The organism is Fulvimarina uroteuthidis (genome assembly GCF_034321785.1).
Classification (GTDB): domain Bacteria; phylum Pseudomonadota; class Alphaproteobacteria; order Rhizobiales; family Rhizobiaceae; genus Fulvimarina; species Fulvimarina uroteuthidis.
Genome location: NZ_JAXLPB010000005.1, coordinates 1 through 15048 on the forward strand (window position 1 = coordinate 1; position 15048 = coordinate 15048).

The following is a 15048-nucleotide window of genomic DNA, read 5'->3' on the forward strand; positions in this document are numbered from 1 at the left end:
TCGTCAACCGCACGAAGAAGGAGAACGCACATCCCTTGACCCAGACATGACCCTCTCAAAGTAAACTGAAGCCGGGTCACTTCTCGATGGAAAACCCGGGTCAGTTCCGCTTGGAAATCAACAACCGGGTTTTAAACGCCTCGGAGCGATTAGCGCCCGGTTGCATCAGCATGCCCGCAGTTGGCGCCGCCCCGATCATTTTACACGCAAAACCTGGCGGTACGAGACGATGCTGGGAAATCAACCCCTCTGGGGTGACTGGCGCTCAGCCATCGGCCTGACCAATGATGGACGTGAGATTCTCGAGCGGACCTGCGCCGTCATCGAAAAGCACTTGGCGAACTATGGCGAAGGAGAGGACCGCTTCGGACTTGTCCATGCAGATCTTCGACTTGCCAACCTTTTAGTAGAAGATGACAAGACCACGGTCATCGATTTTGACGACTGCGGTTTCTCCTGGTTCATCTACGATTTCGCCGCAGCGATCAGCTTCATCGAGGAAGAGCCATTCGTTCCAGCGCTCGCGGAAGCCTGGCTGCGCGGTTATCGAACCGTCGCTCCGCTCAGCGAGGAACATATCGCGATGATCCCGACCTTTGTCATGCTGCGGCGCATTCTCCTGACCGCTTGGCTTGCCAGTCATGCGGAAACGGAGACCGCGCAGGAGTTAGGCGCCGGATACACGGATGGCACGATCCGGCTCGCGCAAAACTATCTCTTGAAGGAGGGTGGCTGAGATGGACGGACGGACAACGAAGAGTCGGACGAAGCAGATCCTCGATATGAACGCGTTCGACGCCAGTGCCGATCTCGAAAATCGTCGGGGAGAGGTCAAGCGACGGCTCGATAATGCCGGGGCGCTCTCGGTTCTCTTCTATCGCGAACCGATCGAGATGGTCAGCGCTAAGGGCGCTTGGATGCACGCGGCGAACGGCGATCACTATCTCGATCTTTACAACAATGTTCCATCTGTCGGGCATTCGCATCCAAGGGTCGTGGATGCCGTGTCTCGTCAGATGGCCAGGCTGAACATCCATTCGCGCTACCTCAATAGCGTCGTCGACGACTATCTCGAGCGCCTGAAACAAAGACTGCCCGAGCAGCTCGCCAATATCGCTCTGACCTGTACGGGGAGCGAGGCCAATGATCTGGCATTGCGCGTCGCCGAGACAGTGACGGGCGAACGAGGCGTCATCGTCACCGAAACCGCGTATCACGGGAATACGTCCCTCACGACAGCGATCTCTCCGTCTGCCTTGAAAAAAGACAAACCGCCAGAGAACGTCGTTGCGGTTCCAGCACCCTCCGCGCGCAACTATGGAGAAGCAATCGAGGCGGGTTTCGCCGAGGCAATCAGCAAGGCGATTAAAACCCTTCGAAGCCGCGGATACGGTCTCTCATCATGCATCTGTGACTCGATCTTCTCGAGCGATGGCGTCTTCGCTGATCCAGCGGGTTTCCTGAAACCGGTCGTGAAGATGGTGCGTAGCGTTGGAGGGCTCTATATCGCCGATGAGGTACAGCCGGGCTTTGCCCGCACCGGCGAGACCTTCTGGGGGTTCGAACGTCACGGTATCGAGCCAGATATGGTCACCATGGGCAAGCCAATGGGAAATGGTTTCCCCATGGCTGGACTGGCTGCCCGACCCGACCACCTCGAATGGTTCGCGGCAACGGTAGGCTATTTCAACACGTTCGGGGGGAATCCGGTTGCAGCTGCAGCTGGAGCGGCGGTTCTAGATGTGATCGAGGATGAAAATCTCCAAGCTCATGCGGATGACGTCGGGCGGCACCTGCGGACCCTTCTCGCCAAACTCAGCTCTCAAGACACCCGGGTCGGGACGCCTCGCGGGGCCGGCCTGTTCGTCGGCCTCGATCTCGTTGCGGACGGAGATCGATCAAAGCCCGACCCCGAGCTCGCGACACGGGTCATCAACGGCCTGAAAGAGGAGCGGGTGCTGATCGGAGCAGCTGGCCCTTATGGCCACACGTTGAAGATTCGCCCACCACTTTGCCTCAAGCGCGAAGAGGTCGATATTTTTATTGATCGGCTTAACACTGTAATGCAACGCGTGTAGCTCTTCAGAGGAACATTTTTTCGTTTTCGCCTGCAATCTCTCCCGCGCGTTGGATAAACTTTCAAGGGAAAGAGAGCTGCGAACGTATGGTTTCTCGAAGCCATAATAATATAGCGGAATATCTTACCTATCGGCGTTGTAAGGTGTCGTGCAGGGGCTGCAAAGATGGGCATGAGTTGAGCAAGAAATCCGATCGCCAGAGCGCAATTATTGTCCGCTTAAGTTCAAACCCGACTCTGCGGGTTGGCGAGCTTGCTGAAGAGTTCGGGGTGACTGGAGAAACGATAAGGCGCGATCTCGATGATCTTTCCGAACGTGGCTCGATCAGCAGAACCTACGGCGGAGCGGTACTTCGACCAGCGAGCGAACCATCGCTGAGCCAACGCCATAAGGATTTGGTTCAAGAACGGACCGCTATCGCTTACCGCGCCGCAAATTACGTAAAGGACGCCTCGGTGCTGATGATCGGTTCGGGCGCTACGACTACCCATGTCGCGCGGCGTCTCGCGACTGTTATGAAGAACGCCACGGTTGTAACGCACTCCTTCAGCGTCGCCACGGTCCTTTCGATCAATCCAACAATCCGGGTTTTGATCGTACCTGGGCTGTATCACGCAGGTGAAGGCGCGATGCACGGCGGGCAGGCCCTTAGGTTCTTAGAGGGTTTGAACGCGGACTGGGCAATCCTTGGCGCAAGCGGTGTTTCGCCCGAAGGACCGAGTGATGCTTTGATCGAGGCTGCCGAGGTGTATACCGCAATGATCGCTCGAAGTACGCGTCGCATGCTTGTTTGCGATGCTACAAAATTTGACCGGGTTGCGACAGCGCGATTTGCGCGATGGAGTCAAATCGATTTAGTGATCAGCGACATTCGACCGACAGGTCCGTTGCTCGCATCGCTCGAACGAGAGCAGGTCGGACTGGATTTAGTAAATTCTCAAAAATGAAATATGATTAGATTATCAAAGTTTCTAGAAATTTGGAGGCCTCGAAGTACTGTCGTTTTCGAGATTTGAGGTCGGACATCGGCAAGGTTGAGCGGTTGACAGTTCGACCGCAGCGGATATCCGGTTTTTGATGCTTTATCGTCCGCCTTCTGGCGGATCGAACGGCGTTTTCGCCGTCATGCGGACGCACCTCGCCCTTGGTGCCAAACGAAACGACTGAGATTGTAGGCGAGGTTGACCATGCCGATTTTCGTCTCAGCGCGCACAATGCCGATAGTTCGGATGAAGGCAGCCATCGGTCCCTTCTGACGGGCGAAGACGTGCTCGACCTTTGAGCGGATCATGGAACGCCTGCCATTGGCGTGCGAAGTTCGTTCGCTCATCGGCTTGCCCTTCAGCTTCTTGCGATGGATGTCCGACTTGAAGCCGTTTCGATCCAGCCATTCCTCGTTCTTCTTCGATCGATAGGCTGTGTCAGCCCACACCTTCGAACCGGTATTTTGCCGATCGAGAACGTTGGGCAATTGCGCTTGCCCGTGCGCCGAGCGCATATCAGACCAACAGAAGCGGCGGCATTGCAGCGGCTCGAAACAACCGACCTCGTGCATGTCGCGAACGGCCTACATCAGATGCTTCCCGGGATTGGGAATATCGGCAATCAGCCGCGCATCGCCGGGAACGAGGACGCTCGCGTTTTCTTCGATAGCGAGTTCAACCGGGCTGGCGACTTGCTGGAAATGGCGATCGAGGAACTTCGTCACCGCCCAGTGTCCGGCGATCGGCATATTGACGAAGAGCGCCTTCGGATCATCGCGACCGCCGACCTTCTCGATTTCGGCGAGGCTATCCTCGACGTGGTTGCGTTCCTCTCGAAGGGCTTCGAAAGTTTGTCGGCGAAGGAGCGTTCGTCATGACGCCGGATCGAGACCCGATGCTTGCCGCGATCGATGCCTATCGGCAGGCCGAAGCCGCCTATGTCCAGTTCGTGCGGTCTACCGATGACGACGAAGCCGTTGACGCTTTCACGGAAGAGCACCTGACGCCAGCGCGAGATGCGATCATCTATCAAACGCCTCATGCGACGACGCGGGCCGGAGCCGCCGAGGCTCTTCGTGCTGCGCTCGCCGAGAAAGACACATGCGACCCCATCACCGCTCCTCTCATACGCGCCGCCTTGGCCTGGCTCGACGGGGAAACGAGCGCATGAGGCTCTTGCGGGCGATCATGAGAGCCCGTGCTTCGGTTCGTGCCTATCGTCGGGCGATGCGGCGTCGGCAGGGCTGAAGTCGGCCCTCATCCGCTGCGATATTCGGAAATGTTCGCATGTGTCCGCACTGTCGGGTGACAGAACTGGTGACAGTAGGCGTGAAAAGATCGTTGGAAAGCCTTATAGATCAGGGCTTTGCTGGGGATATATGGCGGAGAGGGGGGGATTCGAACCCCCGATACGCTATTAACGTATGCCGCATTTCGAGTGCGGTGCATTCGACCACTCTGCCACCTCTCCGCGAGGCCTCCCCTTAGGGGAGATCGTTCGCCGCATGTGGTTCGCATGGGCCGGATTTCCGGGCGAACAGCAAACGGCGATGGTCTTGCGATCCGTGTGTTCGGATTGCGTGGGCTCATTAGCAAGAGGAGAGGGCGGATGACAAGCGGGAAAACGGCGTGCCGCTCACATCATCCCGTCGCGGGCGTCAAATCGGAAGACTAAGACCGTCTCGAACGGACATGTCGCACTCCGCAAGAGCCGCTGATCCGCCATGGCACAGGTGCGGCAGCGCGCTGGCGGATATGGGTTCCGCCCGAGAATGCCGGCATCATGCATCGGACATGGACTGGGGGATCGGACCATCAGGCGTCTCCTCGGGCGCCTGCGGCGTGAGATCCAAATTCCAGGATCGAACAAGCACTCCCTATCGCCACGCTGAACGCCTCCCGATCCATCTCCCGTCCTCACCGCCATGCGCGACAGCTGCGTGTCAGCCGAATGCCTGTCATTCGTCGACGCCTCGTCGTCCGCGACGCCATGATCCGAAAACGCCAGCCCATCGCCTCGGGGGGTGAGCATGACGGATGCTCCCCGCTACGACCGTGAGGTTCCCGCACAGTTCGTCATGGTGTCCGGTGTGCGAAAGACGGATGGCCGCCGGCCATCGGCAAGCTTGCCAAGCCGGGTCGGCCATTTCCCTGTCGTCGTACGGTCAGCCATGCGGCCTGGCAACGGGATGTCGCCGTGATCGGCCCCGAACCCGCTCGACCCATATTTCCCGCATTGACAATCCAACAGGTCGCGTTCAGAAAACATCCTACTAATTGGTAGGCAAAAGCTGAGGGGATGTTTCGGTGGATACGAAGCCATTTGAGCGGCGCAAACTCCTTGTCGTAGGGGGCACGAGTGGGATTGGTCTCGAGGTCGCCCGGATGGTGGCCGAGCAGGGCGGCGCCGTTATCGTCGTCGGCAATCGCGCCGAGAAGGCCGAGGCAGCCGGTCGGCAGCTGGCCGCGATCGCCGGCGAGCAGAAGGCGACAGCCTACGCTTCGGACCTGTCCGACGCGGCGAGCGTGCAATCTCTGCTGGCCAAGCTCGCTGCGGAGCATGGGGACGTCGATCTGCTTCTCAACACAGCCGGCATCTATTACCCCAAGCCATTCCTGGAGCATTCCATCGAGGACTATGACAACTTCCTCGATCTGAACCGTTCCCTGTTCTTCATCACCCAGCAGGTGGCCCTGTCCCTGGTCGCACGAAAGAAGCCGGGTTCGGTCGTCAATGTGACGGCCGTCGCGGCCCGCCAGGCTATCGAAACCGTTCCCGCGTCCGCCTACTCGATGGCGAAGATCGGTCTGGACGCGATGACGAGGCACCTTGCCGCGGAACTGGCGGAGCACGGCATTCGTGTGAACTCGGTCAGCCCGGCGATCGTGGAAACCAAGATCTTCGAGCGCTTCATTCCGGGCGAGCAGTTGAGCGACGCGTTGAAGGGATTCAGCAGCTTCCATCCGCTGGGTCGCAACGGCACGCCGCGCGACGTTTCCGAAACCGTCATCTTCCTCCTGTCGGACAAGGCCTCATGGGTAACCGGCGCAGTCTGGGACGTCGATGGTGGTGTGATGGCTGCGCGCAAGCTCGGCAAATGAATTCCTGAAACAGAAAGGCGTATCGACATGGAAAAGAAATGGTTCGGAGAGTTGAGCGCGCTGGTCAGACGCGTCACCCGCTTCGACAAGGCGAATGCTCCGGTGGCGTCGGCGTTTCACCAGCTGGAGGCCGCGACGCGCGAAGGCGACGCGCTCGACGCCAAGACGCATGAGCTGATTTCCCTGGCGGTCGCCGTGACCACGCGTTGCGACGGCTGCATCGCCGCTCATGCGAGCGCTGCCAAGCGTGCCGGGGCCAGCAGGGAGGAGGTCGCCGCGGCCCTCGGCACGGCAATCGCACTCAATGCCGGCGCCGCCTACGTGTACTCGTCACGCGCCTTCGAGGCGTTCGAGGAACTGGAAGCGTGATCGAGCAGACTGCCGCGCTGCCCGGTAGATCGGCCTGAAACCCGGGAATGATTTCGGAAACCTTGTTGCGGGACATCAAGACGATCGTTGGGACATCGTGCGTCTGAAGGGACGTGCGATGCCCCAGCGGTGTCGGCGATGCTCCTCGCGTGTCGATTGACGATCTGGCATATGCTAGGTCGGATCCGCTTGAAGATGGTTCCGGAGTTGAGGAGGCGATATGGCTGTCGGCACACGCGACGCCCTGATCCACACGGCCGAGAACCTGATGCGTACACGCGGCTACACCGCGTTCAGCTACGCGGACCTGTCCGAGGCGGTGGGTATCCGGAAGGCAAGCATCCACCATCACTTTCCGACCAAGGAAGATCTCGGAACCGCGATCGTCGAGGACTATATCGATCGTGTCCGAATCGAGTTCGGGCGTATCGAGGCCGAGCATGGGCACGTGATTGCCCGTCTCGAAGCTTTCTTCCAGCTGTTCCGGTCGGGTTCCGATGGCGGCCTGCTGCCACTGTGCGGTGCGCTGGCAGCCGAAATGTCGGCATTGCCGCTCGGTCTCCAGCGGTTGACGCAGTGCTTCTTCGACATGCAGTTGAATTGGCTGACCGGACTGCTCGAGCAGGGCATGCACTGCAGGGAGATTCCGAGAGGCAGCGGCGCCAGGCAGAAGGCATTTCTCCTGCTGAGCCTCTTGGAGGGGGCCAGCTTCGTCAACTGGGCGACGAGGGACGAAGATTCGCTGAGCCCGAATGTTGTCCGGCTCGTCGTGGAACACGCCTGATAGACCGGCCGTTCCTTTTTGGTGGGGCCGGAGGGTTCTCCACGGACCAGCGAATCGATCGATTGCGAGGCAGGCGGAGTTTAGGAGTGCCAACGAAGGTGGCATCGAAAACGCTGACGGTGTCGGTTCGCCCAAGGCCGACGGCCCGGCACGAAAGCGCCGGTTCCCGCCGAGACCGTTCCGATTGCGCAGGTGGCCGTTTCAGCATGACCGGTCCTTTCGGACGCGCGACGATCCGATGATCTGTCCGGTGTCTTGAACGTCCGGACGCAGGCCTGTGGTTGCAGGACGTTGATCTGAGGGGGCTCGACCGGGGGAGCATGACCGCCGATTTCGGCGGTTTCCCCAACCTTGTATGGCCGCCGCTGCCGGCGGTTTTCTCATCTTTTTTGAGGAACCGGACCTGCCATTCTCCAACTGCCGGTGACCGTCTACCCGTTCGGTAAGATTCGTATCGACGCCCGGCTTTCTTGGCGTCGTCCTGTTTCCTTCAGCCCCGCAATTGACCATAACTTGGCCCATCAAAATCTTTGTGGGGCAGGGAGGCGAAGCCATGAGTGACGTGAAAAGCGATATCGAGATTGCGCGCGCAGCGAGCAAGAGGCCGATTCTGGAGATCGGCAGCAAACTGGACATTCCGCAGGAGCATCTGCTTCCCTACGGCCATGACAAGGCGAAGGTTTCGGCCGAGTTCATCAAGAGCGTCGCGGACCGTGCGGACGGCAATCTCATTCTCGTGACCGCCGTGAACCCCACGCCGGCGGGTGAAGGCAAGACCACGACCACCGTCGGTCTGGGCGACGGCCTCAACGCCATCGGCAAGAAGGCAATGATCTGCATCCGCGAGGCCTCGCTCGGTCCGAATTTCGGCATGAAGGGCGGCGCTGCGGGCGGCGGCTATGCGCAGGTCGTGCCGATGGAGGACATGAACCTTCACTTTACCGGCGATTTCCATGCGATCACCAGCGCTCACAGCCTCCTGTCGGCGATGATCGACAATCATATCTATTGGGGCAATGAGCTGGAGATCGACCAGCGCCGGATCTCCTGGCGGCGCGTCGTCGACATGAACGATCGCGCGCTGCGCCAGATCACGACGTCGCTCGGCGGCGTCGCGAACGGCTTTCCCGCCGAGGCCGGTTTCGACATCACCGTCGCATCGGAAGTGATGGCGATCCTGTGCCTTGCCGACGATCTCGCCGACCTGCAGGAACGCCTCGGCAACATGATCGTCGCCTACCGCCGCGACAAGTCCGCGGTGACCTGCCGGGACATCAAGGCCGATGGCGCGATGGCGGTTCTCCTGAAGGACGCGATCCAGCCCAATCTCGTCCAGACGCTCGAGAACAACCCGGCCTTCGTCCATGGCGGCCCGTTCGCCAACATCGCCCATGGCTGCAACTCGGTCGTGGCCACCAAGACGGCGCTCAAGCTCGCCGACTATGTGGTGACGGAAGCCGGCTTCGGTGCCGATCTCGGCGCGGAGAAATTCCTCAACATCAAGTGCCGCAAGGCGGGTCTGTCCCCCAAGGCAGTGGTTCTCGTCGCCACGGTTCGCGCCCTGAAGATGAATGGCGGCGTCGCCAAGGACGCGTTGGGAACCGAGAACGTCCAGGCCGTCAAGGATGGCTGCGCCAATCTCGGACGCCACATCGAGAATCTGAAGAAGTTCGGCGTTCCGGTCATCGTCGCGCTCAACCATTTCATCAAGGACACGGATGCCGAGCTTCAGGCGGCCGTGGACTATGCCAGGCAGGCAGGCGCGGCGGATGCGCTGGTCGCCAGACATTGGGCGGACGGATCCAAGGGCATCACCAACGTGGCCGAGGCGGTGGTGAAGGTCTGCGAAAGCGGCGAGGCGAACTACAAGCCCCTCTATCCGGACGAGATGAGCCTGTTCCAGAAGATCGAGACGATCGCCAAAGAGATCTATCGGGCCGATGGCGTGACGGCCGATTCCAAGATCCGCAACCAGCTGAAGGAATGGGAAGAGGCCGGCTACGGCAAGCTGCCGGTCTGCATGGCGAAGACCCAGTACTCGTTCTCCACCGATCCGAGCCGGCGCGGCGCGCCGACCGGTTTCGACATCCCGATCCGCGAAGTCCGCATCTCCGCGGGCGCCGGCTTCATCGTCGTGATCTGCGGCGAGGTGATGACGATGCCCGGCCTGCCGAGACGGCCGTCGGCCGAGACGATCCGCCTGAACGAAGACGGGCTCATCGAAGGTCTGTTCTAAACCTGTCGCAAACGGGCGGGACGCTTGCCGTCTCGCCCGACCTCGGCTATCCATGGCGGATGAAATTGAAAACGATCATGCTCACGGTCTGGTGGCGGTCGCTCTAGAGGCGGCCTATCGACCTGTGCGTGATCAACTTGTCGAAGGCTGCTGCGGAAACGCTGGCGGCCTTTTTCTTATGGCGCTCGGCGTTTGTTTAAGCGCGATATGAAGGACGCAAGACCGATGGCGACCCAGTCTCTCCCCGATGGCAGCGAGACGTTCACGACCGAGGGCGGCGTGGACATCGTCCGCCGCTCCCGCAGCGTGCCCTATGCGGGCGCGATCGAGCCCTATTTTGACAAGCTCGACACGCGGCGCGGCGCGATCCTGTTCTCGAACTACGAATATCCCGGCCGCTACACCAAGCAGGACATCGCCTTCGTCGATCCGCCCCTCGTCCTGACCTCCAACGGCCGCCGGATGGACATCGAGGCGCTGAACCCGCGCGGGACCAAACTTCTGGCGATGATCGCCGATGCGCTCGACGGCAGCGACGATCTGGCGAGCATTTCGCGTGAACCTTCGGGCGCCCGCGTGCGGGTCATCGTGAAGGAACCCGAACGCGCCATCACCGAGGAAGAGCGTTCGCGCATGCCATCCGTCTTCTCGGTGCTGCGCGCGATCGTGGCCCTGTTCAAGACCGGCGACGACGCGCGGTGCGGGCTCTACGGCGCATTCGGCTACGATCTGGCCTTCCAGTTCGATCCGATCGAACAGAGCCTCGAGCGCCCGGCCGATCAGCGCGACCTCGTTCTCTATCTTCCCGACGAGGTGCTCGAGGTCGATCACTATTCCGCCTCGGCGGTCCTGTCCTCCTACGAATTCACGAAAGGCGGCCTGTCGACCAAGGGACTTGCCTCGGGTGGGTCCGATGACGGGTTCGCGCCGGCTTCGCGCATTCCCGGCCGCGGCGACCACCAGCCAGGCGAATACGCGGCCCTCGTGCGCTCGGCCAAGGACAAGTTCCGGCGCGGCGACCTGTTCGAGGTCGTTCCGGGCCAGGTGTTCTACGAGCGCGCCGAGCACAAGCCCTCGGAAATCTCGCGCCGCCTGAAGGCGGTCAATCCCTCGCCCTATTCCTTCTTCGTCAATCTCGGCTCGAACGAATTCCTCATCGGTGCATCGCCCGAAATGTTCGTTCGCGTCACCGGCAAGCGTGTCGAGACCTGTCCGATTTCCGGGACGGTGCCGCGCGGCAGCGACGCGATCGGCGATGCCGAGCAGGTGCTGAAGCTCCTGAATTCGAAGAAGGACGAATCCGAACTCACCATGTGCTCCGACGTCGACCGCAACGATAAGAGTCGCGTCTGCAATCCCGGCTCGGTCAAGGTGATCGGACGCCGGCAGATCGAAATCTACTCCCGCCTGATCCATACCGTGGACCATATCACGGGTGTTCTGCGCGACGGGATGGACGCGTTCGATGCGTTCCTGTCTCACGCCTGGGCGGTGACCGTTACCGGAGCGCCGAAGCTCTGGGCAATGCGCTTCATCGAAAAGAACGAGAAGAGCCCGCGCGCCTGGTATGGCGGCGCGGTCGGCATGGTGCACTTCAACGGCGACCTGAACACCGGGCTGACCTTGCGCACGATACGCCTGAAGGACGGCATTGCGGAGGTTCGCGCCGGCGCGACACTCTTGTTCGATTCCGATCCCGAAGCCGAAGAGGCCGAGACGGAGCTGAAGGCGTCGGCGCTGCTCGGCGCGATTCGCGACGCCGGCAAGACCGACGAGGGCGTTGCCAAGCTGAGCGCCGCCAAGGTGGGAGAGGGGCTGAAGATCCTTCTCGTCGACCACGAGGATTCCTTCGTCCATACGCTCGCGAACTATTTTCGGCAGACCGGTGCGCAGGTTTCCACCGTGCGCACGCCGGTGCCGGCCGAGATCTTCGAGCGGATCGATCCCGATCTCGTCGTCCTCTCCCCGGGGCCCGGCACGCCGACCGACTTCGACTGTGCCGGCACCATCGCGAAGGCCCGCGCCCATGGCGCGGCGATCTTCGGCGTGTGTCTCGGCCTGCAGGCGCTGGCGGAAGCCTATGGCGGCGAGCTCAGAACCCTCAGCATTCCCTATCACGGCAAGGCTTCGCGCATCCGCGTCTCGAAACCCGGGATCATCTTCTCCGGACTTCCCGATGAAGTGACGATCGGGCGCTATCACTCGATCTTCGCCGATCCGGTGCGTCTGCCACGGGACTTCGAGGTGACCGCCGAGAGCGAGGACGGGATCGTCATGGCGTTCGAGCATCGGTCCGAGCCGATCGCGGCCGTGCAGTTCCACCCCGAAAGCATCATGAGCCTTGGCGGGGAGGCGGGCCTGAAGATGATCGAGAATATCGTCGCGCATCTGCCGCGGCGGGCCAGGGATCAGGCAGCCTAGTTCGGTGGCCGGAGAAGCAACGATCGACGAAGGCGCGCGGCTCGCCAAGCGCATCGCGCTGGCGTCCGTCGCGATCGCCGTCGTCGTCCTCGGCGTCAAATATGCGGCCTATGCCGTCACCGGATCGGTCGCGCTGTTTTCCGACGCGCTGGAATCGATCGTCAACGTGGTGGCGGGCCTGATTGCGCTCTGGGCGATCACCATCTCGTACAAGCCTGCGGACAACGACCATCCGTTCGGACATACGAAGGCGGAATATTTCTCGGCCGTCGTCGAAGGCGTTCTCATCGCCAGCGCCGCGGTCTGGATTCTGGTCGAAGCCTGGGACGCGTTCCGCAATCCCCGGATCATCGAGATGCCGATCGTCGGTCTTGCCATAAACGGCGTTGCGACGGTGGCGAATTTCGGCTGGGCGATGTACCTCATTCGCCTGTCGCGCGCGAAACGCTCCCCCGCCTTTGCCGCCGATGGCCGCCATCTGATGGCCGATGTGGTGACCTCCGTGGGCGTCATCGCGGGCCTCGGGATCGCGACCTGGACCAGCATTCCGGTCCTCGATCCGATCCTGGCGGCAATCGTCGCACTCAACGTCCTGCGCGAAGGCTTCAAGGTGGTGTCGCATTCGCTGTCCAGCCTGATGGATCAGGCGATGGAACCGGCGGAAGAGGCGCAGGTCCGGGAAATCATCTCGTCCCATGCCGTCGGTGCGATCGAGGTGCACGATTTGCGCACGCGGCTGTCGGGGCGGATGATCTTCATCGAGTTCCATCTCGTCGTGCCGAGCGAGATGACGGTCGGGGCCTCGCATGTCATCTGCGACCGGATCGAGGAGGCGCTGGCGGCCACCTTCACCACCGCGAACATCCAGATCCATGTCGAACCCGAGGAAGAGGCGCAGGCGACCGGTATTCCCGTCATCTGAACGGACCGTGTCAAATCGATGCCGGGCCGGCGGATCGAACGATCGGTGTCAGCCTTGGGATTTGGCGAGCGCGCGCAGGTCGTACGCGCTGTCCGACAGGCGCTGACGTGTGAGAGGCTGCGGCAGCGCGAGCAGGCGGCGCGCCGCCATATGATCGCCGGCCGCATTGATCGTTTCGACGCTGACGAGGTGATCCCCGCGAAATCCGACGATCGTCCGGGCCGTCCCGGCGCCGCGCCGGTCCTCGAAACCGTCGGCGTCGCTCGCAAGACCCGCGATCTGCAGCTTCAACTCGCCCTGGTCGCTCCAGAACCAGGGGACGGCGTGATATCCGCCCGCTTCGTCGCCTTTCGCAAGTCGCCGCGACAGGTGCCTTGCCTGGTCCGTGGCGGCCTGCACCGATTCCAGTCTCTGATGGATGCCGTCGATCGTCAGGACCGACGCGCAATCGCCGATCGCGGAAATCCGCGGGTCGTCGGTTGCGAGGCGGCCGTCGACGAGAATGCCGTTTCGGCATGCGATCCCGGCTTGTTCCGCAAGATCCGTGTTCGGCCTGACGCCGGCCGCAAGGAGAACGAGGTCGCCGGACAGGACACGTCCATCCGCAAGACGGACCGATTCGATCAGATCTTCCCGTGTGCCGACGATCTCGGAGGCCGGCGCGTCGAGAAGCACCTCGTTTCCGAGCGAGCGGTGATAGTCCAGAAAGCTGTCGGATATCAGCGGCGACACCGCCCGTGCCATCAGGCGGGGTCCGGCTTCGACGATGGTCGACGACACGCCTTCGCCGGCCGCCATCGCCGCGAATTCGAGGCCGATGAATCCGCCGCCGATCACGATCGCCTTCCCGGTCCTGGCGAGCCGCGCGCGGATCGCCTCCGCGTGGGCAAGGGTTCGAAGCTCGAGAATGGCGGGATGATGGGCGCCGGTGAGCGGCGGGCGGACGTTCTGTGCGCCGGTCGCCAGGACGAGATGATCGTAATCGATATGCGTGCCGGGGGCGGTGATCGCCTGCCGTGCCTCGCGGTCGATGGCGACGACGCGCGTGCCCGCCAAGAGGGTGATCCGGTTCGTCTCGAAGAAGCTCTCGGCCTTCAGGAGGAGCCGTTCCGCCTCGCCGTGCTTCATGTAGGTCTTGGACAGCGGAGGCCTTTGATAGGGAAGATGCGGCTCGTCCCCGATGATCGTCAGATCGCCGTCATACCCGTCCTGGCGAAGGCTCGTGACGAGTTGAACGGCGGCGTGACCCGCTCCGACGATGACGATTCCCGGCAAAAGTGCTCTCCTCGTGACACGCGATGCGTCCGCTCGGGACCCTGACGAATGCCCGTCCGTCTGAACGCGCTGCATCGATGACGGGTCCGGTTCCGGTGAAGGGAGGGCGCACTGTCACGCGCCCACGTCCCGGTTCTTGCCGAAGAGGGAAGCGGGCGCAAGCCCGGCCGAGCGCGCCGACGATGGCGTACGGCAAGGAAGAAGGCGCGTTCGGCCTATTCGGGATCGAGTTCGGAATCCCAGTAGAGATAGTCCAGCCAGCTTTCGTGCAGAAAGTTCGGCGGGAACATGCGCCCATTGTTGTGCAGATCGTGAACCGTCGGCTGGAAGGGCTTTTGCGCGGGAAACATGCCCGCCGCCTTCGGCATCAGGCCGCCCTTGCGAAGATTACAGGGCGAGCAGGCCGCGACGACGTTCTCCCACGTGGTCAGGCCGCCGCGGGAGCGCGGAATGACGTGATCGAACGTCAGATCGTTGTGCGCGCCGCAATACTGGCACTGGAAGCGATCGCGCAGAAACACGTTGAACCGGGTGAAGGCCGGGTTGCGGGCCGGCTTGACGTAACTCTTGAGACATACGACCGAGGGCAGCCGCATCGATGCCGTGGGGCTTCGAACGGCCCGGTCGTATTCCGCGACGATCGTCACCCGATCCAGAAACACCGCCTTGATCGCGTCCTGCCATGACCACAGCGACAGGGGATAGTAGCTGAGGGGTCGGTAGTCTGCGTTGAGGACGAGCGCCGGGGATAAATCGTTTGGAACACCGATCGTCACCGACAAACTCCTTTTTTTACCGCGAACCATTGACAGGCCCAACGCGGTTATCGTGCGCCAACACGACAGGTTTGTGAAGCCTCGAACCGCGCGCGTGCGTCT

Annotated in this window: 13 protein-coding genes, 1 tRNA gene and 1 pseudogene; 11 read left to right on the forward strand and 4 right to left on the reverse strand. The window is 61.6% G+C overall.

What is annotated here, in order from left to right:
* Positions 1 to 106: 106 nt before the first annotated feature.
* The 3 genes and pseudogenes from U0C82_RS14310 to U0C82_RS14320 all read left to right on the forward strand — a co-directional run.
* A pseudogene (locus U0C82_RS14310) lies at positions 107 to 736 on the forward strand (phosphotransferase enzyme family protein); the annotation flags it as partial.
* 46 nt (positions 737 to 782) lie between these two features.
* On the forward strand, positions 783 to 2078 hold the full coding sequence (locus U0C82_RS14315) for an aspartate aminotransferase family protein (RefSeq protein WP_416186699.1): 1296 nt from the start codon (positions 783 to 785) through the stop codon (positions 2076 to 2078).
* 176 nt (positions 2079 to 2254) lie between these two features.
* Positions 2255 to 3025 (forward strand): DeoR/GlpR family DNA-binding transcription regulator, encoded by a 771-nt coding sequence (locus U0C82_RS14320; protein ID WP_322187854.1) that lies wholly within the window; start codon positions 2255 to 2257, stop codon positions 3023 to 3025.
* 176 nt (positions 3026 to 3201) lie between these two features.
* On the opposite strand, the gene U0C82_RS14325 is transcribed toward U0C82_RS14320, so the two are convergent.
* On the reverse strand, positions 3202 to 3633 hold the full coding sequence (locus U0C82_RS14325) for a transposase (protein WP_322187855.1): 432 nt from the start codon (positions 3631 to 3633) through the stop codon (positions 3202 to 3204).
* On the opposite strand from U0C82_RS14325, the gene U0C82_RS14330 reads away from it, so the two are divergent.
* Both U0C82_RS14330 and U0C82_RS14335 read left to right on the forward strand, forming a co-directional pair.
* The gene (locus U0C82_RS14330) at positions 3601 to 3939 is read left to right on the forward strand and encodes a hypothetical protein (protein WP_322187856.1); all 339 of its coding nucleotides are present in this window, start codon (positions 3601 to 3603) and stop codon (positions 3937 to 3939) included. The genes U0C82_RS14325 and U0C82_RS14330 overlap by 33 nt on opposite strands.
* Positions 3936 to 4232 (forward strand): hypothetical protein, encoded by a 297-nt coding sequence (locus U0C82_RS14335; RefSeq protein WP_322187857.1) that lies wholly within the window; start codon positions 3936 to 3938, stop codon positions 4230 to 4232. The genes U0C82_RS14330 and U0C82_RS14335 overlap by 4 nt, the downstream gene beginning before the upstream one ends.
* 209 nt (positions 4233 to 4441) lie before the next feature.
* Here the strand turns inward: U0C82_RS14335 and U0C82_RS14340 are convergent.
* Positions 4442 to 4532: transfer RNA gene (locus U0C82_RS14340), tRNA-Ser, on the reverse strand.
* An 836-nt stretch (positions 4533 to 5368) separates the two neighbouring features.
* On the opposite strand from U0C82_RS14340, the gene U0C82_RS14345 reads away from it, so the two are divergent.
* The 6 genes from U0C82_RS14345 (at position 5369) to U0C82_RS14370 (ending at position 12895) form a co-directional block, all read left to right on the forward strand.
* Positions 5369 to 6163, forward strand: coding sequence for an SDR family NAD(P)-dependent oxidoreductase (locus tag U0C82_RS14345; protein WP_322187858.1), 795 nt, complete (start codon positions 5369 to 5371; stop codon positions 6161 to 6163).
* A 27-nt stretch (positions 6164 to 6190) separates the two neighbouring features.
* Positions 6191 to 6532: a carboxymuconolactone decarboxylase family protein gene (locus tag U0C82_RS14350; RefSeq protein ID WP_322187859.1), complete on the forward strand. Its 342-nt coding sequence runs from the start codon at positions 6191 to 6193 to the stop codon at positions 6530 to 6532.
* A 220-nt stretch (positions 6533 to 6752) separates the two neighbouring features.
* Positions 6753 to 7316 carry a TetR/AcrR family transcriptional regulator gene (locus U0C82_RS14355; protein WP_322187860.1) on the forward strand — a complete coding sequence of 188 codons (564 nt, stop codon included), beginning with the start codon at positions 6753 to 6755 and terminating at the stop codon, positions 7314 to 7316.
* A gap of 553 nt (positions 7317 to 7869) precedes the next feature.
* Positions 7870 to 9552 carry a formate--tetrahydrofolate ligase gene (locus U0C82_RS14360; RefSeq protein WP_322187861.1) on the forward strand — a complete coding sequence of 561 codons (1683 nt, stop codon included), beginning with the start codon at positions 7870 to 7872 and terminating at the stop codon, positions 9550 to 9552.
* A 225-nt stretch (positions 9553 to 9777) separates the two neighbouring features.
* Positions 9778 to 11973 (forward strand): anthranilate synthase, encoded by a 2196-nt coding sequence (locus U0C82_RS14365; protein ID WP_322187862.1) that lies wholly within the window; start codon positions 9778 to 9780, stop codon positions 11971 to 11973.
* Between the two features lie 4 nt (positions 11974 to 11977).
* Complete coding sequence (locus U0C82_RS14370) at positions 11978 to 12895, forward strand: cation diffusion facilitator family transporter (RefSeq protein ID WP_322187863.1); 918 nt, start codon at positions 11978 to 11980, stop codon at positions 12893 to 12895.
* 48 nt (positions 12896 to 12943) lie between these two features.
* Here the strand turns inward: U0C82_RS14370 and U0C82_RS14375 are convergent, their stop codons facing one another.
* Positions 12944 to 14170, reverse strand: coding sequence for an NAD(P)/FAD-dependent oxidoreductase (locus U0C82_RS14375; RefSeq protein WP_322187864.1), 1227 nt, complete (start codon positions 14168 to 14170; stop codon positions 12944 to 12946).
* Positions 14171 to 14385: 215 nt separating this feature from the next.
* Complete coding sequence (locus U0C82_RS14380; protein ID WP_322187865.1) at positions 14386 to 14976, reverse strand: HNH endonuclease; 591 nt, start codon at positions 14974 to 14976, stop codon at positions 14386 to 14388.
* Positions 14977 to 15048: the final 72 nt, after the last annotated feature.

Bases quoted from the DNA above. Each gene is read 5' to 3' on its own strand.
- U0C82_RS14315 (WP_416186699.1), top strand. From the start codon at position 783: ATGAACGCGTTCGACGCCAGTGCCGATCTCGAAAATCGTCGGGGAGAG.
- U0C82_RS14325 (WP_322187855.1), bottom strand. From the start codon at position 3,633: ATGCACGAGGTCGGTTGTTTCGAGCCGCTGCAATGCCGCCGCTTCTGT.
- U0C82_RS14335 (WP_322187857.1), top strand. From the start codon at position 3,936: ATGACGCCGGATCGAGACCCGATGCTTGCCGCGATCGATGCCTATCGG.
- U0C82_RS14350 (WP_322187859.1), top strand. From the start codon at position 6,191: ATGGAAAAGAAATGGTTCGGAGAGTTGAGCGCGCTGGTCAGACGCGTC.
- U0C82_RS14355 (WP_322187860.1), top strand. From the start codon at position 6,753: ATGGCTGTCGGCACACGCGACGCCCTGATCCACACGGCCGAGAACCTG.
- U0C82_RS14360 (WP_322187861.1), top strand. From the start codon at position 7,870: ATGAGTGACGTGAAAAGCGATATCGAGATTGCGCGCGCAGCGAGCAAG.
- U0C82_RS14365 (WP_322187862.1), top strand. From the start codon at position 9,778: ATGGCGACCCAGTCTCTCCCCGATGGCAGCGAGACGTTCACGACCGAG.
- U0C82_RS14380 (WP_322187865.1), bottom strand. From the start codon at position 14,976: ATGGTTCGCGGTAAAAAAAGGAGTTTGTCGGTGACGATCGGTGTTCCA.